Genomic DNA, 14284 nt, shown 5'->3' with positions numbered 1-14284 from the left:
CATGAACGAACGCCGGCATATCGACGCTCGCTACGCGATCGGATGGTCCTTCTGCTTCTCGGTCGGGGTGCTGTCGACGCATGGATGGCGGGGGCTGGGCGCATTCGCCCTCATGCTCGCGGGTGCCTGCATCGCTTCGCGCGCGCCGGCGCGCCGACTCTTCGCGTCTTCCGTCCCCGTGCTCATCCTCGCCCTCTTCGTCGTCGGGGCGCATGCTTCGACCGATCCGCTCGAAGGCGCTCGTTACGCTGCGAAGGCGTATCTGCTCGCGCTCGGCGCCATTGCGCTCGTGCTGGCCTGTTCCCCGGATTCCATCGCGGCGGCCATGGAACGCTTCGCCGCGCCCCTCAGGCGGTTCCGTCTTCCCGTCGACGACTTCTGCATGATGACGTCCATCGCGCTCGGGGCTATCCCCGATTTGCATATCCAGCTTGCCCGCCTGGTCGCAGCGCAGGCTTCCCGCGGCGCGGCGTTCGATGCAGGGCCTCCTCATGCGCGCGTGCTCGCCTGGGGGCGTGCGTTCGTCGCGCTGGTCGTCGTCGCCTTCCGAAGAGCCGCGACGCTGGCGGACGCCATGGAGGCCCGATGCTTCGGTGCCGGCGTCCGCAGCAGCATACGGCTCTCGCGAAGCGATCCGGCCGCCGTCGCGCTCGCCGTCGCGGGTGGCGCCGCGATGCTCGCGTGCGGCATCTTCCTCTAGCAACCTGATAGAATTTTCCTGTCGTGATAATCCGAGCAAGGAGGCTTCATCCTATGAGCGTCGTTTTCGATGTCTACGGTCGCGAGGTTCTTGATTCCCGCGGCAACCCGACCGTCGAAGTTGAGGTCACGTTGGACGATGGCACCTTCGCCCGCGCGATCGTTCCGTCCGGCGCTTCGACCGGGGCTTTCGAGGCCGTCGAGTTGCGCGATGGCGACAAAGGCCGTTACCTGGGCAAGGGCGTCAAGACCGCCGTCAATCACGTGAACGATGAAATCGCCGAGGCCATCGTCGGCATGGACGCCGACGACCAGCGCGCCCTCGATGCCGAGATGCTCGAGCTCGACGGCACGGACAACAAGGGCGCCATGGGCGCGAACGCGATCCTGGGCGCATCGCTCGCCGTGGCGCGCGCCGCCGCGGAATCCGCCGATCTGCCGCTGTACAAATATCTGGGCGGCGTGAATGCGCACCTGCTTCCCACGCCCATGATGAACATCCTCAACGGCGGCGTGCATGCGGACAACAACGTCGACTTCCAGGAATTCATGATCATGCCGGTCGGCGCCTCGTCGTTCGCGGAGGCCCTGCGCTGGTGCTCCGAGATCTATCACGCGCTCAAGCGCGTCCTGCATGAAGCCGGGCTCGGCGGCGGCGTTGGGGATGAAGGCGGCTTCGCTCCGAACCTCAGGACGAACGAAGAGCCCTTCGCCTACATCATCCAGGCGTGCGAGGAAGCAGGCTACAAGCCCGGCGTCGACATCCTCTTCGCGATGGATCCGGCATCCACCGAGTTCTACGATGCCGAACGCGGCCGGTACGTGCTGGCGGGCGAAGGCGTCGAATACACGAGCGAGCAGATGGTCGATTACTGGGAGGCGTTGGTCGACAAGTATCCGATCGTCTCCATCGAAGACGGCATGGCCGAAGAGGACTGGGAAGGCTGGAAGATGCTGACCGATCGCATCGGCGATCGCGTCCAGCTCGTCGGCGACGATCTGTTCGTCACGAATCCCGACCGTCTTGCGCGCGGCATCGAAACGGGCGTCGCGAACGCCATCCTGATCAAGGTGAACCAGATCGGCACGCTGACCGAGGCGCTCGATGCCATCCAGATGGCCAAGCAGGCCGGGTATGCCTGCATCATCAGCCATCGTTCCGGCGAAACGGAGGACACCACGATCGCCGACCTCTCGGTTGCCGTGAATGCGGGGCAGATCAAGACCGGCGCGCCGTGCCGCAGCGATCGCGTCGCGAAGTACAATCAGCTCATTCGCATCGAAGAGGAGCTGCATGCCACGGCTCGTTACGCCGGTCTCGGGGCGTTCTACAACATCGACGCCTCCGAGCGCTGACGCGCGGCGGGTCCGTCGAGCCTATCGATCGAAGATGAAGCCGGCCTTCGGGAAGAGGGTCGGCTTCGTTGCGCTACAGCATGTATAGCCCGCCACGGTATGCATAAACCGTTGGCTCGACGCTGCGGGCGCCCCTTTCTCCCATCAGGGTATTCGAATGCGTAAACCTGTAATAAATCTAGAAAATATGCATATAGATGCAAAAAATATCGAAAAATCTAGCGTTTCATGCATACCGCGCAACCGTCTCCGTAGTATTGTGTAGCAAGCCGCGAAGCGCATGATGCGCGTGCGCCGTCTGCAGGGTCTGCCGATTCGCCGATCCGCGGGCGCGCATGCAGTGCGAAGAGGGCGCGGCAGGATGCACCATTCGTCTCATTCGAAGAAAGCGGGTTTTCAGCATGGCAGATAGGGAAGGCTTGCGGGTCAACGACCCTAATGGCCTGGGGATGCCTCATCTCATCGCCGCCATCGTCACGGCGGTCGTCGGCGGCGGCGTGTTCACCATGGTCGGCGACATGGCGCATTCCGGCGCGCATACGGGCGCGGTGCTCATCGCTTGGCTCATCTGCGGCATCGGCGTGTTTGCGCTCATGATGTGCTTCTACGGGCTCAATAGGTTCAAGCCCGAGCTGACGGGCGGCATCTACAGCTATGCGCGTGCGGGCTTCGGCAAGTTCATGGGCTTCGTCTCGGCATACAGCTACTGGGTCAGCGCCTTCATGGCCACGGTCTCCTATACGGTGCTCCTGTTCGCGGCGATCGGGTACTTCTTCCCGGTCTTCGGAGAGGGAAACAACCTTCCGTCCATGATCGGCGCTTCCATCATCGTCTGGATCTGCTGGTTTCTGGTCACGCGCGGCGTGAAGGAAGCGGCTTCGGTCAATATCGTGACCACGATCGCCAAGATCGTCCCGATCTTCGTCGCGCTGTTCGCCATCATCTTCGCCATGAAATTCGACCCGCAGATCTTCATGAGCAACTTCTGGGGCACCGCCGACGGCGCATTCAACGGCGGGGATGTGTATAACCAGATCGTAAGCGTTATGAGCGTCACGCTCTGGGTCTTCCTGGGCGTCGAGGGCGCGGTGGCCATCTCCGGGCGCGCCAAGTACTCCAAAGACGTCGGCCGCGCGACCGTCGTCGCCTTCGTGTGCATCTTGGCGCTGTACCTGATGATTTCCATCCTGTCCATGGGCGTTTTGACGCAGGAAGAGCTCGCCGAGCTCCCGAACCCGGCGCTCGCGGGCGTGCTCGAAGCCGTCGTGGGTCCGTGGGGCGCCATGCTCGTCAACGCCGGCGTCGCGCTTTCGCTGCTCGGATCCATGCTCGGCTACACGCTGCTTTCGTCCGAGAGCGCTTTCGAAGCCGCCGAGCAGGGCGTCCTGCCGGTCCAGTTCGCCAAGCACAACGACAAAGGTGCGCCGATCTTCACCGTCACGCTGACGTGCGGCATCGTCGAGCTCTTCCTGATCGCGACGATCTTCTCGGCATCCACCTACCAGTTCTTCTACAACGTCTCGTTGTCGCTGATCCTCATCCCGTACTTCTTCAGCGCGTTCTACTTCGTTTTCGTGACGTTCAAGAAAGACGGCATTGACGGCCTGAGCGCAGGGCGTATCAACTTCTACCGCGTGATCGCGATCATCGGCGCCATCTATTCGATCTTCCTGATCTATTCCGGCGGCCTTGCGTACTTCATGATCACGACGATCTTCATCGGTCCCGGTCTTGCGCTCTACATCCTGGGCGAGAAGCAGCGCAACGAGCCTATCCTGCCGAACGTGGGCGACAAGATCATGGCGGCCGTCATCGTGATCTTCTTCTTCATCAGCGTGTATTGCATCGCGACAGGGATCATCGTTCCCTAAGCGCAGGCATTCCACGAGCATTGCATGCCCGGGCCTCGATTCTGAGGCCCGGGCTTTTCTGTGCGTTCGAGGGTGGATGCTATCACGGCCACGTTCGTCGCCGACCTGTTTTCGGCTTGTTCTGCGCGTTCAGGGGCGGGGTGCGGCGTCCATCCGTTCGCTTCATGGATCCCCGGCTTCGAGGAACCGGTTCTTCCCGATCGTCGCTCCGTCCCGCTCGTTTTAGGGAATTCCTCGCGTGCGCAGCGAGAAACCGTGCGGGCTGATACCATAAAGGGGTTACGCGGCGCAATCACGGCATCTTAACGCACCACGCCATCAGGAGTTCTTACTATATGCCAACGAACAGGGATAACGTTATTTCCTTCGATGAAGCGCATGCGCGCCGCCGACGCTCGTCGCGCGCGGGCGCCCGTGCGCCGGAGACGCCGGCGTTCGACGATGGCGGGATCCCAGCCGATTTTTCCTCCGCGTACGAGGATGCGGGTGCGGGTTCTTCGCGTTCATCGGCGCGCTCATCCATCGCCGGCGCCGACGGCACCCCTCGTGCGGCGCTGTATTCCGGCAACGCTTCCTCCGACACCGAGACGAAGCGCCGCCGGCGCAGCAAGGAACGGGCGTCGCGCATGTTCGACAGGCAGTTCGGATCGGACGATGCGCCCGCATCGTCGTCTCGTGCGGCCCTCTATCGCGGCGAGCTCGGGCGTTCCCATCGCCGCGCGATAAGCGAGCTCGATGGGGATCCGTCGCGCGCGCGGGCCTCCTCGTCGCGCCTTGCCTCGCGCACCGCACGTCGAGACGGACCGCCGGCCCTGTTCATCGTCGCAGTCGTCGTCGGCGTCGTCGCGTTCGCCGGCCTGTTCCTGTATTCCCCGGCGAAGAGCCTCTATACGCAGGTCCGCGACGAGCAGCGGGCCGAAGCCGAGTACCAGGCCGTCGTCGAGCGCAACGAAGCCATGACCGACGATATCGAGGCGCTCAAGACCGACGAGGGCATCGAGGACGAAGCGCGCTCGCAGCTCGGATGGGTGTCGGAAGGCGAGGAGGCGGTCGTGGTCAAGGGGCTTGACGACAAGAAATCCGCCAACGCGAACGACGCCGTGCATTCCGCCGTCGTCTCGTCCGAGGTGAAGGCGCCGGCAACATGGTATTCGCCGTTGCTCGACAAGATGTTCGACTATCCGTACGGCCCTGACGAAGGCGCATCCGATACGGATGCGTCCTCCCCGTCATCCGGTTCGTAGGGCGCCGCATGCCCGCCATCGCGCAGCAAGACCGAGGAGCACGCATGAGAATCGCAGCCATCGATATCGGGACGGTCACGAGCCGGCTCTTCATTGCCGATGTGGATGCATCCGGCGTTCGTCCCGTCGAACGCATGAGCGTCATCACCAACCTCGGCGAGGGCGTCGATGCCACGGGCCGTCTGTCCTCAGAGGCGATCGATCGCACGATCGGCCGAATCGCGCAGTACCGTCGGAGAATCGACGCCTGCGGAGAAGAGGGCGTTCCGGTCGATCGGGTGGTGGCCGTCGCCACGAGCGCAAGCCGCGACGCCGAGAACTCCGCCGATTTCGCGGCGCGCCTCGAAGGCATCGGCATCACGTTGAGCGTCATCCCCGGCGAACGCGAAGCGGAGCTTTCGTTCCTCGGCGCCGCGAACGGGTATCGCGGGCGCAACGTCGCCGTGGTCGACATCGGCGGCGGATCGACGGAGGTCGTCTTCGGGCGTGCCGAAGGCGCTCCCGACCAGATGGTTCCACATGTGAACATCAGCGCGCGTCGCTCGTTCGACGTAGGCTGCCGCCGCATGGCCGAACGCTTCCTCGCGGACGATCCCCCTGCGCCGCGACAGATCGCGGACGCGCGTGGATGGGTGGAATCCGAGATGGCGGATTTCCTGCGCGCATCGCTGCGGGCCTGCCCGATCGACGAGCTCGTGGCCGTGGCGGGAACGCCGACGAGCGTCGTCGCGGTACGGGATCGTCTGGTGCCCTACGATCGGGAACGCGTGCATGGCGCAGTCGTGACCAGGGACGAATTGGAGAAGGTCTCGCGCGATATGTGCGCGCTCACGCTCGAGGCGCGCATGCGCGTTCCGGGCCTGCAGCCGCAGCGCGCCTCGGTCTTTCCCTCGGGGCTCGTGATTCTCTCCGCCGTGATGGATATGCTCGGTGCGCGCTCGTTCCGCGCAAGCGAAGCCGATCTGCTGCTCGGCATCGTCTTGGACGCCGCGCGCGGCCTTGGCGAGATTCGTGCAGACTTCCGCATGGCGTGAAAGGCACGGCCCTCCTTTGCTATCATGGCCTTTTGTCTGGCATGATGCATGCGGGAGCGTGGCGGAATCGGCATACGCAGAGGACTTAAAATCCTTCGCCTTCGGGATTGTGGGTTCGAGTCCCACCGCTCCTACCATATAGGGCGCATGCGCATCCGGACGACGGCTTCGGTTCGCGCTTCGTCTTGAGGAGATCTGGTTTTGAGTACGCCTTCTATGGAATCACATGCGGCACTGGTGGACGATCTGCTTGCCGGGGTCGTCAATCCTCCCGAGACGTTCGAGGAATACCTCTCTTCTTATGCGCAGGTCGTCGGCGACCTTGTGAACGACTTCATTCCGAGCGGCTCGCACGACGGCATGGACGACTACCTCTACGCCCCGCTGCTCGGCTACAGCCGAAACGGCGGCAAGCGCCATCGTCCGCTCATCTGCCTGGCCGCCTGCGTGGCGGTCGGCGGCGACGTGCGGCGCGCGGTCTCTTCCGCGGCCGCCATCGAGCACTTCCATACCGCCGCGCTCATCCACGACGACATCGCGGACGAGGCGACGCTGCGCCGCGGCGAGCCCTGCCTGCATCTCACGCAGGGCCTCGGTCTTGCCATCAATATGGGCGATCTCGGGCTTTCCCTGGTCAACGGCACCGTGGTGCGGGATCCTCTGCTGGAAGACGGCGTCAAGGTCCGCGTCATCGCCGAGCTTATCGAAATGACGCGTCGCACGATCGAAGGCCAGGCACTCGATCTGGGCTGGGCCCGCGACGAGCGCTACGACATCACGCCCGAGGATTACCTGGTCATGGCGACGCACAAGACCGCCCACTATTCAGGGGCCGTGCCGCTTGCCGTCGGCGCCATCGTCGGCGGGGGATCGGAAGCCGAGATCGAAGGCTTGCGCGCGTACGGCCTCGACACCGGCCTCGCATTCCAGATCCAAGACGACCTTCTCAATATCGAGGGCGATCCCGCCGTGGTCGGCAAGGACTTCTGCAGCGACATCACCGAGGGGAAGCGCACGCTCATGGTCGTGCATGCCCTGCAGAACTCTGCGGATCGCGGTCGGCTCGTCGACATCCTCTCGGCGAAGACGACCGATGCCGATACGCTGCGCGAGGCGGTCGCCATCATGCGCGCCAGCGGCTCGATCGACTACGCGCGCGCCTATGCCGAAGACCTGACGAACATCGCCAAGGATCGTCTGGTCGGCCTCATCGGTCCGAGCCCGGCCCGCTCCCTCCTGATTTCCATGGCCGACTACTTCGTGAACCGATTGAAATAACCGAGGATCGTCGGCGGGCGTCCTGCCCGCCGCACGCGAACGGGAGTGAACCTTCCATGCAGACCATTCATCGCCAGGACAACGACCAGGAATCCATCGCCTTGGGCGGCAGGCTCCTGTACTTGCGCACGCCCCAGTTCCAGGGCGAAGACGTCGAGGATCTCCAGACGGCTCTCGGCGCGCTCGGGTTCTCGTGCGGCGGCGTCGACGGGACCTTCGGCGCCTATACGGAAGGAGCGCTGCGCAAGTTCCAGGTGAACATGGGTCTCGTGTCCGACGGCATCGCAGGCGTGAAGACCTACGACACCCTCAAGCACCTGCATGGCGCCTGGGCCGACAAACCGACGCTCGAAACCAGTTCGTACATGGGATTCGCCCGTGCGGCCGACGTTCTCGAGCATCATGCGGTCTGCCTGTTCGGAACAGGTTCTTTCACGCGTAAGATCGCGTCGTACCTTTCGAACCTGGCGCTTGCCACCAATCCGCGTTCCAAGATGCTTTCCGCGGAGACGCTGCTCGTCGTCCCCGACGCATCCATGCTGCTCACGCATATCGTGCTCGAAGGAGAGGGCATGGAGGAAGGCGTTCCTCGCGTCAGCTGCGGCGATGCCGAATCGCTCGCCGTGCGCGTTTCGGGCGCCATCGACGTCGCGCGGAAGAAGGCCGAGGAAGGAGCGCCCCTGCGCATCGCCGTCGAGGTTTCCGTCCCCGATGCCGCCGAAGACTCGCCCGAGTTCGACAAATCCGCCCATCATCACGCAATAGCCCTGCTCGATGCCTTCTGCGTGGCATTTTCATAGCAAAGGCCCCGTTCATCGAGCGTGTACATCGTTATGAGGAAACTCGATGATAAATGGCGGGCGGCGGAATCCGTCGCGCATGCTTTTGATAGGCTGGACGAGTCGATACCTGCGCTTCCCGTACTGACGTGAAGGAGTCTTACGTGACGCAATTTTCTCGCCGGGCATTTCTCGGGGGTGCCGCCGCTTTCGGCGCCGCACTCGCCGCACCTCGCATCGCATTCGCCGACCCCACCTCAAGCGACGTTCAAGCTCAAGCCGACGCCGTGCGCGTGAAGCTTGACGACATGCAGTCGAAGCTCGAAGCCGCGTCCGATGATTACTACACCGCGCTTTCCCAGCATGACGCCGCCGAATCCAAGATGGAAGAGGCTCAGGACCGCATAGACGATAACAACGCCCGCATCGCCGACCTCCAGGATCGCCTGGGCGGCCGCGCGCGCAACATGTATCGCGACGGTCAGACCACGTTTCTGGATGTGGTGCTCGGGTCGGCCACGATCGATGATTTCGTCAAGAACTGGGATGCGCTCAAGGAAATGAACGCCCAGGACGCCGATCTGGTCGCCGAGACCAAGGCCCTGCGCAAAGCCAATGAAGCCGAGGAGAAGGAATACGCCGACCAGGCGACCCTCGCTCAGCAGAAGATGGACGAGGCCGACAGCATCCGTCTCGAAGCCGAGAAGCTCGTCGAGCAGTACCAGGCCGAGGTCGACTCCCTCGATGCCGAAGTCGCCGCGCTCGTGGAGCAGGAGCGCCAGGCTGCCGCCGAGGCCCAGGCCGCCCAGCTCGCCGCTTCGTTCACGCCTTCGTCGAACGAAGGCTCTTCATCCTCGACGACGTCGTCTTCCTCGTCTTCGCCATCCTCCCATTCATCCAACAACGCGAACGACGACTCCGACGACTCTTCGTCCAGCAAGCCGTCTTCTTCGCACTCGAACTCTTCGGGCGGCGGGTCTTCCCACCCCGAAGTCATCGACATCGCGGCGGGCTTCATCGGCGTGCCGTACGTGTGGGGCGGCACCACGCCGGCCGGTTTCGACTGCTCCGGCCTGACGAGCTACTGCTATGCGCAGATCGGCATCAACATCGGGCGCACCACGGGCGCCCAATACGGCACGGCGCATCAGGTTCTGCCTCTTTCCCAGGCCCTTCCGGGCGACGTGCTGTATAGCGGCAATCATGTGGGCATCTGCACCTCGGCCGGCGGCGGGGAATACATCCATGCCCCTCGTCCTGGCGAAAGCGTCTGCTACGCCAGCTGGAATCTCTTCTACTGCGCGCTGCGCTGGTAAGGCTTTCCGCATTCGTTTTTGCAGGGCAGGGTCGGCTTCGGCATCCGAGCGTCGTGACCCCGCTGCGTTCTCAGGGCTCCGCGTCCTCTTTTCCGCGTGGATGCCGATACGGACGGCGGCGTTGCGTGAAGGCGATTCGCCAAGGATCCATGCTCGTGCCGCATGCGATTTCCGATCTTCCGAACCCTGAGCTTCTTGCGAAGCTTCAGAGGCTGCAGTCCGTCTTTTCTGCGGGCATCGGGCGATTTGTCGCCTTTTTCTGTAAAAGGGCGTGCCGGAAATATTTTTTCGCGATGCGTGCAGAGGATTCCTCTTGTGTGCCGTGCAAGTTCGGTACGTGCGCTTTCTCAATATCTCGTGGCTTCATCGCCGGCGTCTCTTGCATATGGTGGGTGGCCCAACGCATGCGCCGCGCGTATGCGCGATGCAGAAAAAGAGGCGTGCCATCTGCATCTTTGAAAGGCGTCTCGGGATTTGGTATGCTCGACGGGCTTGGCGTCGCGTATCCGATGCCGGGCCTACATATTCGAAGGGACTCGTTATGAACACTCCAAACGCAGCATTGACGAGGCGGGCCTTCTTCGGCGGAGCGGCGGCGTTCGGCGTCGCGCTTGCGTTGCCGAAGGGCGCATATGCTGACGATCCTGCAACGTCCGACGTGAAGGCGCGCGCAAGCGCCGCGCGTGACAAGCTGAACGATATGACCGTCCGGCTGGGCAAGTCGTCCGATGCCTACAACCAGGCGCTCGAAGACTACGATGCGGCCGTTGCCAGCATGGACGACGCTCAGACGCGCATCGAGGAGAACGATGCGCGGATCGCGGATCTCCAGAGCCGCCTCGGCACGCGCGCCCGCAGCATGTATCGCGAAGGGCAGACCACCTTCCTCGATATCTTCCTGGGATCGTCGTCGTTCGACGACTTCGTCAGGAACTGGGACGCTCTGACCGATATGAACAGCCAGGACGCCGACATGGTCGCGCAGACGAAGGACCTGCGCGTCGACAACGAGATACAGAAGGAAACCTACGCCCAGGCCGCCGCCACGGCCGATCAGAAGCTTCAGGAGGCCGATGCCGAAAAGCAGAACGCCGAAGCCCTGATCAAGCAGTACCAGGCCGAGGTCGACTCTCTCGACTCCCAGGTGGCAGAACTGCTCGAACAGGAACAGCAGGCCGCCGCCGCGGAGGCCGCGAGCGCCGCGGCATCCGTGGGCGCATCGGCTCCTGCGGCATCGAGCGGCGGTTCTTCGGATTCCGGCTCCACATCCGGTTCGAGTTCGTCCTCATCGTCGAGCTCGTCGGATTCCGCCCCTGCGGCGCCTTCGCACTCCGATTCGGATTCCGATCCGGATGCAGGCTCGGATTCGGACTCGCGCCCCTCGGCTCCTTCGAGGCCTTCGAGCCCGTCTCATTCGCATTCGTCGGACTCGTCTTCGTCCCGTTCCTCCTCAGGCGGATCGAACTCCTACGGATCCGCGATCCTTGCAGCGGCGGAAAGCCAGCTCGGCGTTCCGTATGTCTACGGCGGCACCGAGCCGGGCGTGGGCCTCGACTGCTCCGGCCTGACGAGCTACTGCTGGCAAGAGGCGACGGGCAGGTGGATCGGGCGCACGACCGATGCCCAGTACGCGTCTGCCGACTGGATCGGTTCGCCGAGCCAGGCGCAGGTGGGCGACGTTCTGTACAAAGACGGCCACGTGGCGATCTGCGCGTCGGCCGGCGCGGGAAGCTACATCCACGCCCCGCTGCCGGGCAAGGTGGTGCAGTACTGCTCGGCATCCTGGTGGAACCCTTGGACCGCGGCCCTGCGCTGGAATTAAGAAGCCTTCGAGGGCGCCTTTCGGGGCGTCCTCGTCGTTTGCGGAGGTTTTCTAAAGCGACGTCGCCCTTCGGGGCTTTGTGGTAACATACCCCGTGCTGTTTGCGGGAAGTCGGGACGTGGCTCAGCTTGGTAGAGCGCTGCGTTCGGGACGCAGAGGCCGCAGGTTCAAATCCTGTCGTCCCGACCATGCTCTCGCATGCAATCGAGCGTTCATCCTTGTCGGTTGAGCGAAAACGCTTGGAGGAAGAATGAAAATTTTTGGCCTGGGAATGCCTGAGCTCCTCATCATCCTGGCGGTCGCACTCCTCATCTTCGGCCCCAAGAACCTTCCGAAGCTCGGCAGCGCCCTCGGTCGCACGGTGAAGAACCTGCGCGAAGGCATGGGCGGCGGCAAGCAGGAACTCGAGGAAGAGGTCGCCGAGGAAGAGAAGCCCGTTCGCAAGAAGAAGAAAAAGGCTTCCGGCTCCGAAGCCGCGGAAACCGACGGCGACTCGACGAGCGAAGAATAACGCTCGCAATGCAATTCGAGTGGGCATGCCGATTCGTCGGCATGCCTTTTTTGGTACCGGGCCTCGGCCCGCAGGATACGAATGGAAGCGCGGATCAACATGGCTAACGAAATCGTCCTTACTCCCGAAGGCAAGCAGAAGCTCGAAGAAGAGCTGCATTTCCTCGAAACCGAGAAGCGCGCGGAGGTCGGCGAGCGCATCCGCGTCGCCCGCGAGTTCGGCGACATCTCCGAGAACTCCGAATACGACGACGCCAAGAACGAGCAGGGCCTGATGGAAGCCCGCATCGCGCAGATCAACGACATTCTCTCCAACGCCGTTCTGGTCGAAGCCCCCAAGCGCTCCAACCGCGTGAACATCGGCAGCACGGTCACCGTGGACATGGGCGGCCGCGAGCGCGTCTTCACCATCGTCGGCGCGGCGGAAGCCGATGTCTCCTCGGGCAAGATTTCCAACGAAAGCCCCGTCGGCGCGGCTCTCCTGGGCGGCAAGAAGGGCGACCATTTCACGGCCGAAGGCCCCACGGGCCGCGTCATCGAAATGGATATCGTCAAGATCGAGCACTAAGCCCGTCGGCTGCATCGCCGATCGATCCTGCAGGTTTCCCATGACGCCGCATGCCCCTCATGCCGTTCGGCGTCGTGCTGGATGCGAGCGAAGGAATTCCAGATGACCGAAGTCAATCCCGACGTCGAGCGCGCCGAAATCGAAGACGATCCCATCGAGGTCCGCCGCAATAAACGAGCCGCCCTCATCGCTGCCGGCAAGAACCCGTACGGTTCCCGCTTCGAATACTCGCATCATGCGCGCGATCTCGAGGAGGCGTACGCCGATCTGGAGGACGGAGCGTCCACCGAAGACGTGGTGAAGGTCTCGGGCCGCATCATGGCGATTCGCAACCAGGGCAAGATCGCCTTCATCGTGATCCGCGACCTCACGGGCGACATCCAACTCTTCTGTCGCGTCAACATCTTGGGCGAAGAAGCATATGACGATGTGAAAGACCTCGATGTCGGCGATTGGGTCGGCGCCGAGGGCACCGTCATCCGCACGCGTCGGGGCCAGCTCTCCGTCGCGCCCACGTCGGTGCGCCTGCTTTCCAAAAGCCTGCGTCCGCTTCCCGAGAAGTTCCATGGCCTTTCCGACAAGGAAATCCGCTATCGCCAGCGCTATGTCGACCTGGTCATGAATCAGGATGTGCGCGATACCTTCGTGAAGCGGTTCGCCATCGTCTCGGCCATCCGCCGCTATATGGAGTCGCAGGGCTTCTTCGAAGTCGAGACGCCGATGCTCCAGCCGATCATGGGCGGCGCGAACGCCCGTCCCTTCGTCACGCATCACAATGCGCTGGATATGGATTTCTATCTGCGCATCGCCACCGAGCTTCCCCTGAAACGCCTGCTCGTCGGCGGATTGGAGCGCGTTTTCGAGATCGGGCGCATCTTCCGCAACGAAGGCATGGATCCCTATCACAATCCTGAGTTCACGACGATCGAAGCCTACCAGGCGTTTTCCGATCTCGAGGGCATGATGGACCTGACGCGCGGCATGATCCAGGCTGCAGCCCAGGCCGCCTGCGGCACGCTTCAGGTCGAATACCAGGGGCGGGCCATCGATCTGTCCGGCACCTGGACCACGCGCACGATGTGCGATCTTGCCAGCGAATACGCGGGCGAAGAGGTCGGCATGGACCGTTCGTGGGAAGACCTCGCGGCCATCGCGCGGCGCGGCGGCGCTTCCATCGAAGCATCGTGGGGCAAGGGCAAGCTCATTTCCGAGATCTTCGAGGCCTTCGTCGAAGACAAGCTCGTTCAGCCGACGTTCGTGACCGAGCATCCGCTCGAGATCTCGCCCCTTGCGAAGAAGCTTCCCGACAATCCCGAGTTCACCTATCGCTTCGAACTCTTCATCTGCGGCCATGAGTACGCGAACGCGTTCAACGAGCTCAATGACCCGATCGATCAGGAAGAGCGGTTCGCAGCCCAGATGGAGGCGAAAGCCGGCGGCGACGACGAGGCCATGGAATACGACAGCGACTACATCCGCGCGCTCGAATACGGCATGCCGCCCGCAGGCGGCGTGGGCGTGGGCATCGATCGTCTGGTCATGCTCCTGACCGATTCCGAGACCATCCGCGATGTGCTGCTGTTCCCGCACATGCGGCCCGAAGCCAAGTAGGCGCACGGGCGGTTCTTCTCCATAACGGCGCTTCTCCATGGCGCATTCGAAGGCGCGCAGATCGCATACGCGCGCCTTTCCGTCTACGGACCGTCATGCCTCGTGCGGCCGTGCGAGGCGGATCCGACGTTCGGCAACCGTACGGCAACGCCGTATTGCATGCTTGCATGCCATAAAATCTAAGTCGTATAGTGTT

At 63.2% G+C, this 14284-nt stretch carries 12 protein-coding genes and 2 tRNA genes; all 14 read left to right on the top strand.

Features of this window, described 5'->3' with window-relative positions:
* Window position 1: 1 nt before the first annotated feature.
* Entirely contained in the window at window positions 2-700 is a 699-nt protein-coding gene (locus HMPREF0762_RS08225; RefSeq protein WP_006363197.1) for an energy-coupling factor transporter transmembrane component T family protein, read from the top strand.
* Between the two features lie 53 nt (window positions 701-753).
* Window positions 754-2055, top strand: a complete 1302-nt coding sequence (gene eno, locus HMPREF0762_RS08220; protein WP_006363196.1) for a phosphopyruvate hydratase — start codon at window positions 754-756, stop codon at window positions 2053-2055.
* Between the two features lie 401 nt (window positions 2056-2456).
* Entirely contained in the window at window positions 2457-3926 is a 1470-nt protein-coding gene (locus HMPREF0762_RS08215) for a basic amino acid/polyamine antiporter (RefSeq protein WP_039993392.1), read from the top strand.
* Window positions 3927-4261: 335 nt separating this feature from the next.
* A complete protein-coding gene (locus tag HMPREF0762_RS08210; protein WP_006363192.1) occupies window positions 4262-5170 on the top strand; it encodes an FtsB family cell division protein in 909 nt (302 codons plus the stop codon).
* A gap of 44 nt (window positions 5171-5214) precedes the next feature.
* A complete protein-coding gene (locus HMPREF0762_RS08205) occupies window positions 5215-6204 on the top strand; it encodes a Ppx/GppA phosphatase family protein (protein WP_050759706.1) in 990 nt (329 codons plus the stop codon).
* A 52-nt stretch (window positions 6205-6256) separates the two neighbouring features.
* Window positions 6257-6341, top strand: a tRNA-Leu gene (locus HMPREF0762_RS08200).
* 79 nt (window positions 6342-6420) lie between these two features.
* On the top strand, window positions 6421-7482 hold the full coding sequence (locus HMPREF0762_RS08195; protein WP_006363190.1) for a polyprenyl synthetase family protein: 1062 nt from the start codon (window positions 6421-6423) through the stop codon (window positions 7480-7482).
* Window positions 7483-7538: 56 nt separating this feature from the next.
* Window positions 7539-8282: a peptidoglycan-binding domain-containing protein gene (locus HMPREF0762_RS08190; RefSeq protein WP_006363189.1), complete on the top strand. Its 744-nt coding sequence runs from the start codon at window positions 7539-7541 to the stop codon at window positions 8280-8282.
* Between the two features lie 143 nt (window positions 8283-8425).
* Window positions 8426-9577, top strand: a complete 1152-nt coding sequence (locus HMPREF0762_RS08185; protein ID WP_040619474.1) for a coiled-coil domain-containing protein — start codon at window positions 8426-8428, stop codon at window positions 9575-9577.
* A gap of 541 nt (window positions 9578-10118) precedes the next feature.
* Window positions 10119-11399: a coiled-coil domain-containing protein gene (locus tag HMPREF0762_RS08180; RefSeq protein WP_006363185.1), complete on the top strand. Its 1281-nt coding sequence runs from the start codon at window positions 10119-10121 to the stop codon at window positions 11397-11399.
* A gap of 112 nt (window positions 11400-11511) precedes the next feature.
* Window positions 11512-11588 (top strand) — tRNA-Pro (locus HMPREF0762_RS08175).
* 61 nt (window positions 11589-11649) lie between these two features.
* Window positions 11650-11910, top strand: a complete 261-nt coding sequence (gene tatA, locus HMPREF0762_RS08170; RefSeq protein WP_006363183.1) for a twin-arginine translocase TatA/TatE family subunit — start codon at window positions 11650-11652, stop codon at window positions 11908-11910.
* Between the two features lie 99 nt (window positions 11911-12009).
* Window positions 12010-12477, top strand: a complete 468-nt coding sequence (greA, locus tag HMPREF0762_RS08165) for a transcription elongation factor GreA (protein WP_174222057.1) — start codon at window positions 12010-12012, stop codon at window positions 12475-12477.
* A 102-nt stretch (window positions 12478-12579) separates the two neighbouring features.
* Complete coding sequence (gene lysS / locus HMPREF0762_RS08160) at window positions 12580-14088, top strand: lysine--tRNA ligase (RefSeq protein ID WP_040619473.1); 1509 nt, start codon at window positions 12580-12582, stop codon at window positions 14086-14088.
* Window positions 14089-14284: the final 196 nt, after the last annotated feature.

It is taken from the genome of Slackia exigua ATCC 700122 (assembly GCF_000162875.1).
In the GTDB taxonomy this organism is placed as follows: Bacteria; Actinomycetota; Coriobacteriia; order Coriobacteriales; family Eggerthellaceae; genus Slackia; species Slackia exigua.
Note: the sequence above shows the minus strand (reverse complement) of the source record. Positions and strands in the feature narration are given on the sequence as shown.